General features: G+C 67.0%; 14 protein-coding genes. 7 read left to right on the top strand and 7 right to left on the bottom strand.

What is annotated here, in order from left to right; all coding sequences use genetic code 11:
* Window positions 1-403 precede the first annotated feature (403 nt).
* Both ACIO5D_RS17220 and ACIO5D_RS17215 read right to left on the bottom strand, forming a co-directional pair.
* The gene (locus ACIO5D_RS17220; protein WP_400764092.1) at window positions 404-829 is read right to left on the bottom strand and encodes a transposase; all 426 of its coding nucleotides are present in this window, start codon (window positions 827-829) and stop codon (window positions 404-406) included.
* Window positions 830-1,024: 195 nt separating this feature from the next.
* The gene (locus ACIO5D_RS17215) at window positions 1,025-2,506 is read right to left on the bottom strand and encodes an IS1182 family transposase (protein WP_400796073.1); all 1,482 of its coding nucleotides are present in this window, start codon (window positions 2,504-2,506) and stop codon (window positions 1,025-1,027) included.
* Between the two features lie 384 nt (window positions 2,507-2,890).
* Here ACIO5D_RS17215 and ACIO5D_RS17210 point away from each other — a divergent pair, with 384 nt between their 5' ends.
* The 3 genes from ACIO5D_RS17210 to ACIO5D_RS17200 all read left to right on the top strand — a co-directional run bounded on the left by ACIO5D_RS17210 (window position 2,891) and on the right by ACIO5D_RS17200 (window position 4,473).
* Window positions 2,891-3,484, top strand: coding sequence for a DNA-binding protein (locus tag ACIO5D_RS17210; protein WP_400796071.1), 594 nt, complete (start codon window positions 2,891-2,893; stop codon window positions 3,482-3,484).
* Window positions 3,485-3,582: 98 nt separating this feature from the next.
* Window positions 3,583-4,032: a hypothetical protein gene (locus ACIO5D_RS17205; protein ID WP_400764098.1), complete on the top strand. Its 450-nt coding sequence runs from the start codon at window positions 3,583-3,585 to the stop codon at window positions 4,030-4,032.
* A 192-nt stretch (window positions 4,033-4,224) separates the two neighbouring features.
* The gene (locus tag ACIO5D_RS17200; RefSeq protein ID WP_400764100.1) at window positions 4,225-4,473 is read left to right on the top strand and encodes a hypothetical protein; all 249 of its coding nucleotides are present in this window, start codon (window positions 4,225-4,227) and stop codon (window positions 4,471-4,473) included.
* A gap of 111 nt (window positions 4,474-4,584) precedes the next feature.
* On the opposite strand, the gene ACIO5D_RS17195 is transcribed toward ACIO5D_RS17200, so the two are convergent.
* The 4 genes from ACIO5D_RS17195 to ACIO5D_RS17180 form a co-directional block, all read right to left on the bottom strand.
* Window positions 4,585-7,953, bottom strand: coding sequence for a hypothetical protein (locus ACIO5D_RS17195; protein WP_400764102.1), 3,369 nt, complete (start codon window positions 7,951-7,953; stop codon window positions 4,585-4,587).
* 44 nt (window positions 7,954-7,997) lie between these two features.
* Window positions 7,998-10,301 carry a hypothetical protein gene (locus ACIO5D_RS17190; protein WP_400796068.1) on the bottom strand — a complete coding sequence of 768 codons (2,304 nt, stop codon included), beginning with the start codon at window positions 10,299-10,301 and terminating at the stop codon, window positions 7,998-8,000.
* Window positions 10,302-10,347: 46 nt separating this feature from the next.
* Complete coding sequence (locus tag ACIO5D_RS17185; protein WP_400796065.1) at window positions 10,348-11,247, bottom strand: hypothetical protein; 900 nt, start codon at window positions 11,245-11,247, stop codon at window positions 10,348-10,350.
* A 331-nt stretch (window positions 11,248-11,578) separates the two neighbouring features.
* A complete protein-coding gene (locus ACIO5D_RS17180; RefSeq protein ID WP_400796063.1) occupies window positions 11,579-11,713 on the bottom strand; it encodes a hypothetical protein in 135 nt (44 codons plus the stop codon).
* A gap of 300 nt (window positions 11,714-12,013) precedes the next feature.
* Here ACIO5D_RS17180 and ACIO5D_RS17175 point away from each other — a divergent pair, with 300 nt between their 5' ends.
* Window positions 12,014-12,145 (top strand): hypothetical protein, encoded by a 132-nt coding sequence (locus ACIO5D_RS17175; protein WP_400796061.1) that lies wholly within the window; start codon window positions 12,014-12,016, stop codon window positions 12,143-12,145.
* Window positions 12,146-12,317: 172 nt separating this feature from the next.
* On the opposite strand, the gene ACIO5D_RS17170 is transcribed toward ACIO5D_RS17175, so the two are convergent.
* On the bottom strand, window positions 12,318-12,794 hold the full coding sequence (locus ACIO5D_RS17170; protein WP_400764110.1) for a hypothetical protein: 477 nt from the start codon (window positions 12,792-12,794) through the stop codon (window positions 12,318-12,320).
* A gap of 906 nt (window positions 12,795-13,700) precedes the next feature.
* On the opposite strand from ACIO5D_RS17170, the gene ACIO5D_RS17165 reads away from it, so the two are divergent.
* The 3 genes from ACIO5D_RS17165 to ACIO5D_RS17155 all read left to right on the top strand — a co-directional run bounded on the left by ACIO5D_RS17165 (window position 13,701) and on the right by ACIO5D_RS17155 (window position 17,484).
* The gene (locus ACIO5D_RS17165; protein ID WP_400764244.1) at window positions 13,701-14,372 is read left to right on the top strand and encodes a TnsA-like heteromeric transposase endonuclease subunit; all 672 of its coding nucleotides are present in this window, start codon (window positions 13,701-13,703) and stop codon (window positions 14,370-14,372) included.
* A gap of 542 nt (window positions 14,373-14,914) precedes the next feature.
* Window positions 14,915-16,465, top strand: coding sequence for a Mu transposase C-terminal domain-containing protein (locus ACIO5D_RS17160; RefSeq protein WP_400796093.1), 1,551 nt, complete (start codon window positions 14,915-14,917; stop codon window positions 16,463-16,465).
* Window positions 16,462-17,484, top strand: a complete 1,023-nt coding sequence (locus tag ACIO5D_RS17155) for a TniB family NTP-binding protein (RefSeq protein WP_400796058.1) — start codon at window positions 16,462-16,464, stop codon at window positions 17,482-17,484. The genes ACIO5D_RS17160 and ACIO5D_RS17155 overlap by 4 nt, the downstream gene beginning before the upstream one ends.
* Window positions 17,485-17,491 lie beyond the last annotated feature (7 nt).

Raw genomic sequence — 17,491 nt, 5'->3', positions numbered from 1 at the left:
ACCGCCCGCTCCCGGACCTCACTGGGGTATGGCTTCCTCATAACGGACTCGATCCTTCCAAGAGAACGAGTCTCGGTCAAACCCGCAGCGGTTCACCTGACCCGCCAGCGCGCCGACCACATCGAGGCGAAGGTCGCCGCCGTCAACCAGCTCGACGCCCAGCTCGACCAGCTGTGGCCCGGCGGCAAGGCCGTCTTCGCCGAGCGCGACAGCGACATCGCCCTGGAGTTCCTGGACCGCTACCCGACCCCGCAGGCCGCCGCCAAACTCACCCCGGCGAAGCTGGAAGCGTGGTGCAAGCGGCGTTCCTACTCCGGCCGCCGCACCGGCAGGGAGCTGATCGAGCGCATGCGCTCCGCCCCGGCCGCCGCGACCCGCCTCGGCGAGGCCACCGTGGCGACCCTCATCCGTGTCCGCAGGCCCAGATCACGCGGAGCCAGGCGCGGGCGAGGATGCGGACGGCGTGGGGGTGTCGTTTCTGACGGGCCCGGGCGTCGTTGTAGATCTTCGCGGCCCAGTCGCTGCCGTGCCGGCTGTTGTCGGCGAACGTGGTGATGGCGGTGCGTGCCCGGCGGTTGGTGGCGACGCGGAAGGTCACCGCGCGGGATTTGCCGGAGGCCCGGGTGACCGGGACGACGCCGGTCTCCGCGATGAACTGCTCGCAGGACTCGGCGCGTTCGAGGATGGGGCCGATCTCGCCGATGATCTGTCCGAGGTTGACCTTGCCGATGCGGGGCATGGCGGCCAGCAGCGGCGCGTAGGGGTGTGTCTCGACCGCGTCGGAGATGGCCTTGTCCAGCTCGCGGATCGTGGCGCGTATGCCGCGCACCAGCTGGACCTGGACAGCCGCCCGAGGCGCTATCTACACGGCGTTGGAGCTAGGAGCGTGGGTCAGTAACGGGCAACTGGCTGGGTGATCGTGATCGGCGGGATCGGGGGCGGTGACCCGGTCGCCCGTCTGCGGGCGGTTTTGGGGTGTCCCGTCGGGGCCGCGGCGGGGTGGGTCGGTCGTGTGTCTCGCCGGTCAGGCGATTGCGGACGCCAGTGCGGTGGTTCCGGTGTGTCGGAAGATCTTGCGGAGGTTGTGGCAGGCGGCGAGCAGTCGCCACTCGGCGCGGGCGCCGTCCTCGCCGCGCAGGAGGAGTTGGCGGCCGTTCTGGCAGGTCATGATCTGGCCGAAGACGGGTTCGACGATGGCTTTTCGGCGGCTGTAGGCGGCCTTGCCGGGCTTGGTCCGCAGCTTGCGGGCCATCCGTTCCTTGAGGGTGGCGCTCGCCGGGATGCGTCCGCGTGGCGCCGGCGGGACCTGCTCGTCGTGGGCGAGTCGGCCGGTGGCCATGAACGTGTCGGTGCCGCAGGTCAGTTGGCGTTCCTTTGCGGCTTCGAGGTTCGTCTCGGAGCAGTAGCCGGCGTCGACCAGCGCCTGCTTGGGGTGGGCGCCGGTGTTGGCTGCGCACTGGTCGAGCATGGTGGTGTAGTTCAGCGCGTCGGAGGCGTTGGTCGTCACGTCGGCGGCGGTGATGACCTGGTGTTCGGCGTCCACGACGGCCTGGGCGTTGTATGCCTGGATGAAGGCGCCGTCGCTGTTCTTCATGATCCGCGAGTCGGGGTCGGTGAAGTTGGCCTGGGCCTTGGGCTTGGGGCGGGACTTCGCGGCGGCCGCCTCTCCGGCGTCGGTCACGGCCTGCCCGTCGTCGGCGCCGGCACGTTCCTGGCGGCGGCGTTCCTTCTCCTCGGCGTGCTCGCGCGCCTTGTCGGCGGCTTCGGCCTCGATCTGTGCGCGGGCCGCCTGCAGCCTGGCCAGGCGCTTCTCGCGGCGGCCCAGCTCGGCGGGCAGGTCGGTGTCCTTGCCGTCGGCGCCGAACCGCTGGTCCTCGGCGGTGTCGGTGGCCTCGGCGTCGGCCAGCAGAGCCTGTGCCATGGCCTCCAGCTGGGCGATCTCGGCCTCGATGCGCTCTTCCTTCTCGACCAGGCGGCCGTAACTCATCGCCTTGTGCTTGGAGGCGCTGGCCTCCAGCTTCGTGCCGTCCAGGGCGACGCGGCCCATCTTGACCATGCCCAGCCTCTGCGCCAGGTGCAGCGACTGCGTGAACAGACCGGCGAGAGCGTCCAGATGGCGGCGGCGGAACCGTGAGATCGAGCGGAAGTCCGGGGCCTGGTCGGCGGCCAGATAGCGGAACGCGACATCGTCGGCACACTTGCGCTCGATCGCCCGCGAGGAGCGGACCCCGGTGGTGTAGCCGTAGATCAGCAGCCGCAGCATCAGCCTGGGGTCGTAGGGCGGGTAGCCGCGCTTCTCGGTGTAGTCCGCCAGGACCGGTCCCAGGTCGAGTACCTCGTCGACCAGGTCGGCGACGAACCGGGCGAGGTGGTCCTGCGGCAGCCAGTCGTCCAGCGACGGGGGCAGCAGCAGGGCCTGGTGCGGGTCGAACGCCCTGAACCGCTTGTCCACCGCCGCCGGACGGTCCTGAGACCGCTTCTTCTCGACCGGCTCGACCTCGAACAGCCCATCCCCACCACGCATACCGCCATCATCCCGCACGAAAGATCACGAAACGCAGGCGGATTGCCCGTTACTGGGACACGCTCCTAGTACTCGGCGCGTGCCCGCAGCAACTGTAAGCGGTCACGTGAGGTGTCTCTCTGGTGGGTGGATCGATCACTGATCAGCGGTGCCAAACGCTGATTGAAGTGACCGTGTGGGTGCCCGCAAGGTCGAGAAGCGCTCGGTGAACCAGTGCTGGGCTGTTGCCCCGCAAGACCGAGCGATGCGGTGATCAACTGTCGCCTGGTGCGCTGATGTTGTCGCGAGCACGATCGTTACTGGCAACTCACGGCCACCGCGCCGACGCCGGCCGCCTCGCATTTCGCGCTCGTTTACGATCGGTGCATGCCGTCGCCCTTTCCCACATCCCTTGCTGTGTCCGACGCAATCACCCACTACCGCCAGTTGCACGAGCTGACCGTCGACGAATTGGCCTACGTGCTCTTGATGCTCGGTCACCCGATCTCAGCCGACGCCCTCGCGGAGATGGAGCGATGTGCTCGCCCCGTGACCGTCGACGATCTCGTCGCGATCGCCTATGTGCTCGACACGACCCCCGCGGTGCTGCTGTCGCACATCCCTATCGACATGCCGGAACCCGAGGGGCCTTTCGCCACCGGGCTCCCGAGTGACGTCGACCCAACCGAGCTCCGTGCCTGGATCGAGGGGAAGACTACTCTTGACCGCGAGTCGCGGGTGCGCTGGTGGGAAGAGCGGGCTGGCCGCCTCAGGGTCCGGTCAGCACACCACGAGGAACAGCTGCAGGGGGCGTACGCAGAGCTGCGTGAACTCGGCGACCTGGCAGTCCAAGAAGCAAGCGCCCCGCCCGTGCAGCGTCTGCGGTGGCGCATCCAGGACGGCGAACACGCGCTCAGTCAGTCCGAGGTCGCCCTAGCACTGACCGAGCATCGGCTCGACAACCTTCGGGAAGGCGCCTGACGGGCGGTCCCGGTCCGCCAAAGTCACCTATACATAGGTTATTTTGACTGGCCTTCTATCTCAAACCGACTGTCCGGAACGAACGAAGGGAGATCGCCATGAGCATCACCGGGACCGCACGTAAGGCGCGGGCCAAGATCGCCGTGTCCATCGCGGCCCTGGCCGCGGGTTCACTCATACTCACCGCCTGCGGCGGAAGCAGCGACAGCGCGAGCAAGCTCGACGGTACCTACTACGTCAAGGATGTCAACGGCACGTCCGAACTCGGCCAACTGGTCGTCAAGGGCAACAGCGTCTCGCATCATGAGTACACCTGCGATGGTGTCTACGAGAAGCCGGGCGTGACCAGTACTGGCGAGTTCAACAAGGATCAGTCCCAGATCATCTGGACGGTGGCCGGAGAGGACAGCCGCAACAAGCGGACCGGCAGTGAGTCCATCTCAACCAGCGACACCTCGATCAGCATCAGCGGTAGCGTGTACGTACGTGACAACTCCGATGCCGGCAAGGCTCTGCTGGGCGGCTTCAATGCCGAGTGCCAGAAGTAGCGTCGACGTCTCACTCGGCCGGCCGGGCAGCACAGAATCCCGTGGGTATCGTGTCCACGGGGTTCTGTCTTCCCTTGGCTGATCAAGCCTCTGGCGTCTACGGTAGATCGTCTCGTTGACCACGCGCATCTCTGGCCGATTGGGGAAGCGGCCCCGGAGAGCCTGGTAGATCTGCTCCGGGCTCCAGCGGAGGTGGTCCTGGGTGAAGGCCCGCAGTTCGCCGCACGAAAGATCAAACGCAGCCCGTCCACCGTCGCGAACAGCACGGGCAGCTTCGACTGCGCCGCCGAGGTGGCAACCGCAACCGCCTTACGCAAGGCCGATCTTGATGCGTGGCACACAGAGATGGCACACCGGCTGCACGGTGTGGCCGAGCGCGAACTCGGCAAGATGATGCAGCCCCAGCTCGACTGGGAGGGGGGCGGCAAGGGTCACACCTAAGCCCTCCTTCTCCTTGCACTGTTCAAAGGAATGACGCACCCGGTGAGAACGATCATCGCGATCGTTCTCACCGGGTGCGTCATTCCTCCACGTTCGCCCTCGACCGGACGATCAGTCCTGCGGCTCCTCGCGCCGGCCCCGGCGAGGATGCCCCGTCGGCGACTGCTGCGGTTCAGGGGTCTCCACGTTCTGAGGGGACGGGTCGGCAACCCTGCGCGGACGAAGAACCGGAGCCTGCCGCAGTGAGGGGTTCGGTGCAGGAGCCGGAGGCTGCTGAGCCTGAGCCTGCGGGGCGGGCGTCTGGCGCGGCGTCGTCGTCGGCGTCGAGGCCTGGATCGAACCCGGCTGATGCGCTGCCTGCGCCTGAACCGCAGTCCGCGCACCAGGGGCGGCCGGAGTCTGCCCCGAAGCCGGAGCGGCCACGGGACGAGGATCCGACGTGTCAGCTCCCAGCTGCTTCGGGGCGGGGGTGCCCTGAGCGGGGCGCTTCGGACGCGTGCTCGAGGCGACCGGCTGCCCGGAAGCAGGAGCCGGGGCAGGCGCAGCGTCGCCGCTGAAGCGCTGCGGTGCAGCCGACTGGTTGCTGCCCTGCTGGCTCTGCGCACCCTGGGAACCCGTGCCGAAGTGCGTCGGGCCCTTCTGACTGGCGACAGCCTTTCGGTCTCCGCTGGTCGGAACAGAGTCGGCGCTACCCGCACCGCTCTGGCCCTGAGCACCACGGCGAGAGCTCGACGAATCCGTGGACGAGGCCAGAACCTCACCGGGGATGACCTTGTTGCCGTCCGAGGTGTACCCGAGGTTCGACAGGCCTCCCTGGCTGCTCAGCCCCTGCGCCGTCCGCTTGTCCGAGCGCGAGCTGCCCGCTCCACCACTCGCCAGCTGCAGCGGACCACCCTTGTCGGCGTGTTCGTCGCGACCGGGCGTGTCCAGAACACCGGCGGGACCGATGCCGCCCGGCAGAGCCTTGACGCCGTCACTGCCGCTGCCGGAGCCACCACCACCAGGACCACCATCCAGCGCCGGGCTGTCCGGGCCATCCTGCTCGCCACCCCCGAGGGTCAGCTGCTGGCTACCGGACGTCAACTCCATGGCGTCACCGTTCGTGCCGCCGGCGTTCGTCGACGCCGTCTTGCCCCTGGGCTTGCCCGTGCTCGGGGACGCCGGACCGCTGGTCTTGGTGTTGAACCCGTTGGCGAGCTTGTTGCCCATGGCCATACCCGCGCCAGCCCCCGTACCCGCGGCCAGAGCGGGCATCAGCCCGCCCTTGTCCGCCTTCGGCGTGGTGTTCGTCTCGAGGAACTTGTCCACGAGCTTGGTGACCACCTCGTCCATCGCCTGCAGCACAGTCTTGCGAACCCGTAGCAGAGCGAAGGTGATGCCCATGATCACCAGCGAGGAGATCAGGGTCAGGATCACCACGATGATCCCGCCGAGCGCAGCGCTGCCCCACAAGCCGCCCGGGCTCATGAAACTCGACACGGGTCCAGCCATGATGTCCGGGACCGAGATCAGGAACTCCGAGACGAACTGGTAGATGAACAGCGTGATGAGGACCTCCAGGATCAGCGCCATGGAGTAGACGATCACTTTGGCGATCGCCTGCAGCGCGCCCAGCGTCGCGAACGGCACCGCGGCCACCAAGCCGAAGATCCGCTTGACCGAGCCAGCCAGCATGCCGATGGCGTACCAGAAGCCGAGCAGGACGATGGAGCCCAGGACCGTGATCGCGTTGCTCCAGTACATGAACTTCGCCGGCCCCGTACCCACCTGGCTGACGGCCATGTGGTTCTCGCGGGTGAACCCGCTCGTGGCATTGTTCGACGAGTACATGGTCAGCGAACTGGGGCTGAACCCGGTGTTGAGGTAGTTGTACGCCGTCAGCGGGGACAGATTGCACGAGGAGGGCATCTTGCCCACCGTAAAGCCACAGCCTCCCTTCGTCCCCGTCGTCGTAAAGACCGTCGAGTCCTTACCAGGACGAGAGGAAGTCAGGCCCGTGCCGTCGGTCGAAATCACCGGGTGATCGACCGGCTTCGGCCCCTTCTCCTCACCGAACCCCTCCACGTCGCCGTAACTGCTCTTGTCGACAAACCAGCTCTTCTTGACATCCGAGCTCTCGTCCAGCTGCGTGATCGAGCTCTTGATCCCCGACTCGAAGTCGGAGGCCGCTACCTCGCCGCTGGCGATGTACTTGCCGATGATCCCGAAGGTCGAAAACACCGCCTTGAAGTCGTCCGTGGCACTGCCGCCGGTGACGGAGACCGTGCCGTCCTTCCATGCCGACTCGGCGTCGTTGGCCTTCGTTCCGATATTGATGCCGTTGAACGTCGCCCCGTGGGACTGCTTGTTGATCGCCAGCGCACTCGTGCGCACCGACATCATCGCGTCCGGGCTCGCCTGGTCGCCGTTCCAGGAAACAGTGGCCTGGTCCGGGATCCCCAGACGGTCGTTCATCATCCACGCCTCGAAGTCGACGTAGGTGCTCAGCACGACGCGCGTCGGGCCAGCGTGTTGACCAAGAACAGAGTCGTCGAACTTTCCGAGCACACTGGAGTACATCGACCCGACGAGCGGCAGGCCGACGCCGATGAAGACGACGCGCACGATGAGCTTCTTGATCGCCGAGCCCCGGTCCATCTTCTTGAACATGACCAGGCCGATGAACAGGACGCCGATGAAGATCGGCACGAGCGCCTGCCACGAGATATCGACGAGCAGGCCGTACCAGCCGCTGATCCAGTGCTGCAGACCCGAGAGCGCGCCGCCTCCGGTGTCACCTCCGGTCATACCCTCGGCAAGAGTCGGATTGACCGCCGCGACCGCGCTGTAGAACCACATGAAGGGGTTGATGAGCTTCAGGAACTGGATGATGACGTAGAACAGCGTGCCGACCGCCAGCGCCAGGGCGTAGAGGATCCAGATGATCGACCCTCCGATCACGCTCACGATCTGGCCGCCGATGCCCGAGGACATCGTGTCAAGGCCAAGGTCGTTGTTAGCCGCCCCGAAGTGCGCGTAGTCGAGCATGCCCGAGTACTTCGGGTTGCCCTTGTCATCCTTCGCGGCCAGGGTGTCGTAAGTAACGGTCTGCGAGGACCCCGACACCTCGGCGAAGAACCAGCCCACGATGTTTCCCAGGCTGAACTCCGGGTCGGCGTAGCCGAGGATGGAACCGCCCGAGGCCGGGCTGGACGTGACCGGCTTCCAGTTCTCGTGCATGCCCTTGTCGTTCTGCGGCGAGTTCTTCTCGCTGAAGTACGAGCTCGCGTTCGAGGCCAGCTGGTAGAGGCTGTAGTTGGCGCGCTCCTTCTTGTCGTCCGCGGACGCCGGCGGAGAGGTCGCCATCATGAAGACCGGCACGAGCAGCGCCGCCAGGAGCACGAGGGCGAGCCCGCGCGCGAGCCTGCCGGGGCGGGCTACACCACCGCCGTGGCTGGCCCAGGCACGCAGCCTCGCCACCGTCGTGATCGTCCCGTTCATCGTCTCTCCTCTCCTCCTCGCCCTCGTATCAGTGCTGACCCCGCTCATGCCTTGACCAGCTTCGTCGGCCTGGGCCTCTCTGCTGGTCGCCTTGCGCCGTTCTCAGGCTGCTGCAGGCTCTTGCCGTCGTTGCGCTTGCTCGCGTCGCCCTCGCCCGCGTCAGCCTCACCGTCGCCGCCCTCGCTGTGCTTCCGGATGCTGGTGAGGTTCGCGCCCGGGGCAGGCTTGTCGTGCATGATCGCGTCCATCCGCGCAGCCTCTTCGGCCCTGGCCGCCTCCAGACGGACCCGCCTGCGCTGGGCCTCGCGGTAGGGGTTGATCCCCAGTGCCAAATCGAGGTGGAAGACCACGTTGGAGACGCCCCGGCGCAAGTACGTGAGGTTCTCGCCCTTGGTCGTGATGAGCTGGGCGAGATCCGGCGGGATCCGTTGGTGCAGCTGCTTCTGGTACTCCGCCACCGTTCCGTCGCGCATCGGGCCGAAGAGTGTGTAGTCCGCGGCGTCGAACTTGTTGAAGTCGCTGTCGGCGAGCATCTTGTCGACGTCGTTGTAGCTGTAGGCCACTCGGCCGCCACGCTCGTGCATGTGGTCGAACTGGTCCTGGATGTACTTCTTCACCCGGTCGTCGATGTGCTCGGTGCCGTGGATGATCACCGTGTCGCCGGGCCCCAGCTTGCCGACGGCGAAGCCGACGATGTTCACCAGCTGTGCCATCGCCACGCCCTTGCCGCGGCGCATGAGCCGTGAGAAGTCGTAGACCACACGTCGGGAGTCCCGGACCCCGTCCACAGTCGAGGCCGTGTGGTTGTTGAAGAGGTCGCCGTTCGTGCTCAGCATCGCGTTGGCGATGCCCTTGAGTACGTTGTACGCCCGCAGCTGGTCCGCGTCGGTCCTGCTGGAGTTCAGCAGTGCCTTGTGCGCGGTCGCCAGGTAAGAGACGAACATCTGAAGACGCGGCACCTGGGCGTGCGGGATGTTCACCACACGCAGGCGGTGCCGCTGCTCTTTGGCGTTGTGCCGCCACATACCCTGCTCGATGTAGAAGTCCGTGGCGGTGTCTTCGAGGGCACTGCGGATGATCGATCCGACGGCACCATCGGTGGTCTCGTAGAGCTGCTCGAACATCAGCTTGAGCTTCTCCATCTGGGCGGAGAAGACCGTCAGTTCGTCCTCCTCCTCGCCGAACATCTCGAACATGTTCACATCGCCCTGGTTCAGGTCCACGCGCGAGGTGAGCCGTTCGAACTTCGGGCCGAGCTTGTCGAGGTTCGCTCCGTCAAGGACGAGGTGGACGACCTGGCCGTTGTTCAGCAACGTGGCCTGCGAGATCTTCGAGCACCACATGTTGGCCACTCGCTGGCGGTCGAGATACTCGCTGAGCGTGGCGTCGGCGACGATCACGTGGTGCTCGTAGGCGTCGACGTCCATGAGCACGGCGCTGTTGTTGACGTCGCCGACCATGTAGCCGACGTACTCGCCGCCCTTGTCGTTGAGGCCGTTGGTCACCAGCGAGTACGAGCCGGCCAGCTCGGTCGAGGTGAAGTGGAAGCCCTTGCCCTTCTTCTTCTCGTTGTTCTTCCACAGGCCCGAGAGCTCCTGGCGCTGCTCGCCGGCATAGGGCGCAGCCTTCAGCGTGCCGAAGCGGTCGATGTACAGGCGCGTGACCCGGTCGACCGTGTCGTCCAGGGTCGCCAGGTCGGGGGCTTTGAGGAAGAGCCGGTTGTGCACCGAGAGATAGCTCGCGCCGTCCTGGAGCTCCCCGATCGTTACCGCGAGGTCACCGGAGATCTTCGCAGCCTTGCGCTTGGAGGAGGTCGTGCCCGTTTCCTCCTGCTCGCTGGCATCGAGTCGTTCCAGCCTCTCCGACTGCTTCGTATACGAATCGATCCACTTGTCGTCCATCCGCTTGACCTGCTCGAGCACGATAGCGGTGACCCGCTCGTCCAGGCCGTCCGGGATCCGGTCGATGCCCCAGAAGGCGGCGAAGTTGTCGTGCGCGGCGTCGTCGTGGAAGTACGACAGGATGCAGGCGACCGAGCCGTCGACCTCGAAGTAGTCGGAACGGAAGAGGTACTTCTCCTTCGGCTTCAGCGCGAGCAGATGCGGATAGGCGTCGAACGTGCCCTGGAGGTGCTTCACCTCCCGGCGGCGCTGCCACCAGTTCTTCTTCGGCTCCCCAGAGGCCTCATCGGCCACGCCGTCGGCTGCCTCAGTGCCCCGCACGCCCTCAACCTCGGCAGCGCCGTCCGCGCGCGGGTCATCGACCACGGACTCCGCGGTGCCATACGTCCCGTCAGGCTTCTCCCTCGGCATGCCGAGCTGTGCCCGGACCTTCGTCATCAGCGTCATGGTGTCCTTCGTTCGTTCCTGGTCGTGTCGGTCGTCCTGACGCTGATCAGTTCAGCGACACCTTGAGACTGGGCAGTTCGTCGTCGATGCCCTGGTAGAAGACCCGCAGCATCGGCTCGGCCTCCTCGCGGTCGAGCCTCGCGGCTTCCTTGATCATGAAAGTGGAGCCGCCGACCTCGGCCTGGAGGACCTGGTGCCCCTTGCGCAGTGCATCGGCGTTCTTGCCCTTGAGCAGCAGGTACTGGTGGATCGAGGGGAACTTCCCGCCCACGTGCTGCGTGAGGATGTCGTACTGCTCGTTCTGCAGCTCGATCAGGTCGGGGTCACGGACCTCCAGCGCCTGGTTGCGCTGCTCCAGGTTCGCCACCTGGTGGTAGACCCGCTGCGGCTCCTTCGTCGTGATGAAGCTGTGCTCGCAGGTCGTCTCGACCTTGCGCCAAAAGGAGTCGACCCGGTCGAGGATCCCGATCCGGTCCTCGTCGAAGAGCAGATAGCTCGCCGAGCCGACGACCAGGTAGACCCGACCTTCGCCGCCGTCGGAGAAGTGGATCAGCCCGTCCTCGTCGATCCCGTCGATGCCGACGATCGAGTAGAAGTCCGTCGGGTTCGAGCTACGACGGGCGAGGACGTGCCGGGCTTTGAGAGGCAGATACGCCAGGAAGGCCGGCACCCGCATGATGCGCAGCTCCTTCGTCTCCATCAGCCCACCGAAATAGGCGATCGCTGCCAGTCCCCAGAGGACGAAGAACGTGATGGCGACTGGGCCCGAGCTCGCGACGAACGTCGACGTGCTGGACCACAGCAGAGCGAGGATGCCGCCGCCGAAGAAGAGCAGCTGCTTGATCGGGGAGGGCTTCGCCGCCCAACCTCCCTTGCTCAGTGTGATCTCGTGGTCGAGGAAGCTCCTGTTCAGCGAACTCGGCACCTTGTAGGACAGTTTCGCCATGAACCTCTCATCTCCCCCTGCGATCGCAATGACCATTGATTGACCTATCTAAAAGACCTCATATGCGAGGTGTATGGATGGCATCCTATCTTAGAGAGGTCATTCGAATCGAGAGTGAAAGGATCCTGAGTGGCGACATGTGGCGAGTTGGACTGGCGGGCCATAGTCGTCGGATGGCTGACAGACTAGTCGCGCCGCGGGAGCTGAGGTGCTCAGCCCACCGCTACCGCCTCGAAGCGCGGAACGTCGTCGCCCAGGTCGAGCATGGCCAGCGCATCGGCTGAGCCCTCCCGGTGGAGGATCTCCCGACGGACCGGCATCGTGTGCGACATCAGCGATGGGGGTTGAGCGCCCACAGGCGTTCCGGGAAGAGCGCGTCTCGCTGGGGCGGGGTGAGGGTGCCGGTCGCGGGGGCGAGGTGACCCCATGTGCCGTGCTCGCCGCGCCCGCACAGCATGAGGGTCACGGTCGCTCCGGGGAGCCGAGTGTAGTTCGGTCACCTCGTGGTACAGGCCCCTGCCCACGGTGTTGGAGCTGCCCTGCCCGTGTTCCCGTCCCGTCTCCGCACGGACCTGGCCGTCGACAAGGAGGTATCGATCCTCGGGGTATCCGCCCGCGAGGATCCGGGATTCGAAGGGCCACGGGTGCGAGTGCGGGAGAGGGTCGTCCGTCCCTCGAATACCTGCGTCAACCTGGACACCGCGAACCAGGCCCTCGGCTTGGGCCGCACGACGGCTACGCACTCGCCCGCAGCGGGAAGTACCCCGTGCCGCTGATCCGCGCGGGCCGGGCGTACCGCGTGTCCACGATCGAGGTCGCCAAGCTCCTGGGCCTCACCGCGCCCGACCAGGTCGAGGTTCCCTCTCGCCTGCGGGCGGGAACCTCACTGGCGGCCTGAACCGGAGGGCCTTGCCCTGCGGCGTACTCTCCGCCGCGCGCCCACCCACGTCGTTGGGGGTGGACGCGTTGTCGGTGTCGTTCCTCCGGCGGAGGGATGGGAGGTTCCCGGTTGGCGGGCGCGCCGTCCTTCGGCTGAGCCCCTGTTCCGAGGATCGCGTACGGGGTGGCGATCACCGACTGCCGGGAGAGGCGAAGCCGGGTTCGGGATTCGGTTCGGTGAACGCCAGCAGGGGGTTGGTGACCGCCTCGCGCCAGCGTCCGCGGTGGCCTTCGGCGCGCAGGCGGAAGTACACGGTCTCGCGGCGCTCGTCGTCGGCCGTGCCGAAGGGCCCGCCGATGTTGTGGGCGAGCAGGTAGTGCGCGAGGACCAGGCTCCCGGCCGGGCCGGTCACCTGAAGTGGGGCGGGCGGCTCCACGGGCGGGTACGGGGCGCCGTCGCGCAGCGCGTCGGCGCCGTGCTCACGGAGCCAGGCGGCGGTGCGCAGGTGGCTGCCGGGCCAGACCCACAGGTTGCCGCGGTCGGCCTGCCGTTGGTCGGTGAGCAGCAGGCCGGCCAGGAGGGTGAACGTCCCTGGGCGGCCGTCGTCCTCGGTGGGGGTAAGGCCGTCGATGTGCGGGGCGCCGGGGTGGTGTGGGTGCGGTGGCAAGGTGAAGGCCAGCTGCGCGACCTCGGGTGCCGGAAGGCCGAGCCCGGCACGCAGGACCGGCTGGACGGCGTCGGTGATCCCGCTGATCTGGTAGAGGACGCGCAGCTCGGCGTCCTGAGCCGACCGCCGCCGGGGCTGAGGTTGGCGCTTCAGCGGCGGTCAGCTCAGGGGCCTGCGGAGTGCTCCCGTGCCCCCCGCTTGGGCTGGCCAGCGCCCGGTCGCGGCCCTCAACGGTGGCAGGCAGCCGCAGCACCGGCCAGAGTTCCTGCTCCAGTTCGAACAGCAGCCGGCGCGCTTCCGGAGCGTCCGACTCGGACAGCACGCCGAGCTCCCACAGGCTCAAGGTGTCCACCCCACCGGCCAGTGCCGTCCGGGCGGCCTCCACCGCCGCGGAGACCGTCCCCGGATAACCGCCCAGGTCACGCTCCAGCAGCACCCGGCGCAGCGGTTCCAGAGCCTCGTCCTCCTCCATGGCGCGAGCCTAGCCAACCACTCCAGCCCGGAGCGACGCGTTTTGATCCAGCGTCGGCCGGTGCACCCCGCCAGCACGCCATCGCCGTACGCCCGTGCGGCGACCTCCGCCACCGCATCCGCCGCCACCAGTCAAGATCAGGTGGCAGGAACCCGCCGGTGGTCAAGATCGAATGGCAAACGGTCAAGATCGCCTGTCAGAGGTCATTGGTGACGCGGGGATGACGCTGCCCGTGACGCACCCGTGTCCTGTGACAGTCGATCTTCCTCTTTGTCACTGAATCTTGCTCAAGCTCGGCTTGTTGCCACTACGGTGTACTCGATTGGGGACGAGGTGGCCGGGTGAGCACTGCGGGTGCGTTAGAGCATGGCATCGCGGGGGGTGGGTTTGCGCTCCGTTTCGGCGGTGCTGACGGCCACGAGCGAGTTGTCCCATTGGACCACTGCCACGGGCTGGCGTGGGAGGAGGTAACTCCGGTACGGACGTTCCGCTGGTCGCGCGGACTCGGGCATTTCCCAGGCTGGTGGTGGGCCGCATCGACTGGACGTCATGTGGGGTTCGAGTCGTGGCTGGAGCAGGACCAGCTGATCCTGCTGGACTTCGATCCTGAAGTTGTGGGGATCGCTTCGCAGCCGTTCTGGCTGCACTGGCATGACGGGAAAGAGAAGCGGCGCCATGCCCCGGACTACTTCGTACGGCTCGCCGACGGCCGTGCTCGCGTGGTCGATGTCCGTGCCGAGGACCAGGTCGACGAGCGGACCGCCGAGGCGTTCGCAGCCACTGAGCGGGCCTGTTCAGCGGTCGGCTGGGAGTTCAGACACGTCGGCGTCCCGGACCCTGCGCTGATGGCGAATCTGCGGTGGCTGGCCCGCTACCGGCATCCGCGCTGCGCTGGCAGACCGGAGATCGCGGCCCGGTTACAGGAGACCTTCGCGGGGCCGACGCCGTTGCTGAAGGGAGCCGAGAACGTCGGCGATCGGCTGGCGGTGCTGCCCGCGCTGTTTCATCTGATGTGGAGGCAGGAACTGGTAGCCGATCTCGCGCATGAGCGGCTGGGCCCCGCCACGCTGGTGCGGGCCGCTGGTACAGCGGGGAGCGCGAGGTGAACGCGGGGCATCGGCCGCGGCGGCCTGTCGGGGTGTCGATCGGTGATCGAGTGCGAGTGGCCGATGTTCTGCACACGGTGATCGCGGTGTCCGGCACGACCGTGCGTCTGGCGGACACGGAGGGTGCAGTCACCGACATCGGCCTGATCGAGTTGTCGGCGGCCGAGGACTTCGAGGTGGTACGCGCGTCGTCGCGGACACCGGTCCCGCCAGCGACGCCGTTGGAGGGTCTGCCGGAGGCAGTAGCGGCGGAGGCGTTGTGGTGGGAACAGCACATCGTGGAGGTGTTGCGCGGGATTCCGCCGCAGGCGCCTGCTGGCACGAAGCCGAAGCCGGAGTACGACCCGGCAGCGGTGTCGCTGACCCGCCGTGAGCAGGCCAAGGCAGCGGAACTGACCGCTGCGGGGCGGCCGGTGACGCCAAGCGCGATCACCAAACGGCGCCGCCGCTATGAGGCCCGCGGAGTGGTCGGGATGGCCGACCACCGGTCTGCCAAGCCCATCAGCGCGCACGGCCGGGTGGACCCGCTGGTGGTGGAGGCAATGCAGAAGGCGGTCGCAGAGGCCGCCCAGGGTTCCACCCGGACGGCGACTTACCTTTTCTGGAGGACAGGCCAGATCCTGGAAGCAGATCACGGTCGGGGTGTCGTGGAGCTGCCGTCACAGCGCAGTCTCTACCGGCTGCTGGAGAAACTGTCGGCGGGCAAGCACACCACCGGATCGGCCCGCACTCGCCGGTCGCTGGCAGACCGCCCCGATGGGCCGTTCGGCGAAAGAAGTGCGGCGGCGCCGGGCGAGCTGATGCAGATGGACTCCACCCCGCTGGACGTGCTGGTCCGCCTGGACGATGGGGTCCCCGCCCGAGTGGATCTGACCGGCATGATCGATGTCGCCACCAGGAGCCTCACCGCGGCGGTGCTGCGGCCGACGACCAAGTCAGTGGACGCCAGCGTGTTGCTGGCCCGCACCGTCACCCCCGAGCCGATGCGGCCCGGCTGGGCCCAGGCGCTGGCGATGTCACGCTCGGCGTTGCCGTTCAGGCGGCTGCTGGACATCGACGCCCGTCTGGAGCACGCAGCCGCCCGGCCGGTCATCGTCCCCGAGACCATCGTGGTCGACCAGGGGAAAGTGTTCATCTCCCGCAACTTCCGGGCCTCCTGCAACTTTCTGGGCATCAACTTCCAGCCGGTGCACGACGCATCGGGCTGGGAGAAGGGCCACATAGAGCGGATGCTGGGTTCCGTCGGAACTCTGTTCGCCCAGTTCCTGGCCGGTTACACCGGCTTCAACGCCGAACGTCGCGGCCGGCACGTCGAACAACAGCCGCTCTGGTCCTTGGTGGAGCTGCAGGAACTTCTGGACGAGTGGATCGTGGTCTGGCAGAGCCGGCCCCACGACGGACTGCGCGACCCGCTTCACCCGGGGCGGATGTTCAGCCCGAATGAGAAGTACGCCGCTCTCGTCGAGACGGCCGGCTATGTCCCGGTCGCGTTGTCGGCCGACGACTACATCGAGTTGCTGCCCGCGACCTGGCGGGCGATCAACGCCTACGGCGTGAAGATCAAGCACCGGACCTACGACGACGAGGCCCTTAACCCTCTGCGGCAGCAGCGGTCAGGCGTCAAGGACCGCAAGGATCTGTGGGAGATCCACTACGACCCTTACGACGTGTCCCGCATCTGGGTCCGTGACCATTGGAAGGGCGGCTGGATCACCCTGTTCTGGAAACAACTGCACCGCGTCGCCGCCCCGTTCGGCGAACTCGCTTGGGACCACACCCGCCGCACCCTGCCCGGAGCGAGTGAGGAGCAACTCGCCGACGCAGTCGCCGATCTGCTGCGACGAGCCCATCAGGGCCCGGCGGACAGTGGTGGCGCGGGCAGCAGAGCCGGGCTCAGCCGCCGGGACCGGCGTGTCGTCGCCCGCACCAAGTCCAGTCCGCCCTCCACCCCCGTCGCGCCCGAGGGACCCCCTGCCGATCGCGTTGCCGACGGCGAAGCGGGCCCGGCCGACGACGCTCCCGAGGAGAACATCGCCAAGGTGATACCGATGCCGATCTTTGACCCGTTCACCGAAGCGGACAAGCGGTGGTGAGCCGCGGGCCGGGGCAGAGCGGGGATTCCGCAGACGGGTACGGGCATCTGCAGCTGACCACCCTGCCGGGCTGGCGCGGGTTCGTCACCGAGATTCCCGCAGTGCCGGAACTGCTGCCCGAGGCGATCTGGTCGGGTCTCGCGGACGACAAACGAGCCTGCTACGACGATGACCGCATCGACCACCACTCAAGGTTGCTGGTGGTCCAGACTCCCACGATCCGCCAGGTCATCACCTCGGGCCGCCGCCTGATCCAGATGAACAAGAACGCCCACTACGGACGATGCGGCCTGATGGTGTCCGGCCCCGCCAGAACCGGCAAGACCACCGCGCTCACCCAACTCGGCAAGACCGTCGAGGTAATCCACAGACGGCGTCACCCGAATTCCTCCAGCGACATCCCGGTCATCTACATCACCGTCCCACCCGCCGCCACCCCCAAGATGATCGCGATGGAGTTCGCCCGGTTCTTCGACCTGCCGATCTCCACCAGGAGCAACATCACCGACATCGCCGACGCCGTCTGCGGCGTCAGTACGGACGCCCATGTGACCCTCGTCGCGGTCGACGAACTCCACAACCTCAACACCGCCACACGCGCCGGCGCCGAAGCCTCCGACACCCTGAAGTATTTCTCCGAACGCATCCCGGCCACCTTCGTCTATGCCGGAATCAGCCTGGAACGCACCGGACTGCTCTCCGGCCCTCGAGGAGAGCAGATCGCCGGCCGGTTCGGCATGGTCCGCACCGGCCCATTCGGCCAGAACCAGCAGTGGACCGCGCTGATCGCCGCCCTGGAGGACAGCCTCAGGCTCCACCGCCACCGGCCCGGTTCCCTAACCCGGCTCGACCGCTACCTGCACCAGCGAACCCACGGGATGATCGGAAGCCTGCTCTGGCTGATCCGCGGCGCCGCCATCAACGCCATCCTGGACGGCACCGAGATGATCACCAAGAAGGGCCTCGACGCCGTCGACGCCGACTTCACTTCCCAGTCCCCACGGCCACCCGCTACGTGATCAATAC

The sequence above is a fragment of the Kitasatospora sp. NPDC087315 genome (assembly GCF_044744345.1).
In the GTDB taxonomy this organism is placed as follows: Bacteria; Actinomycetota; Actinomycetes; order Streptomycetales; family Streptomycetaceae; genus Kitasatospora.
Note: the sequence above shows the minus strand (reverse complement) of the source record. Positions and strands in the feature narration are given on the sequence as shown.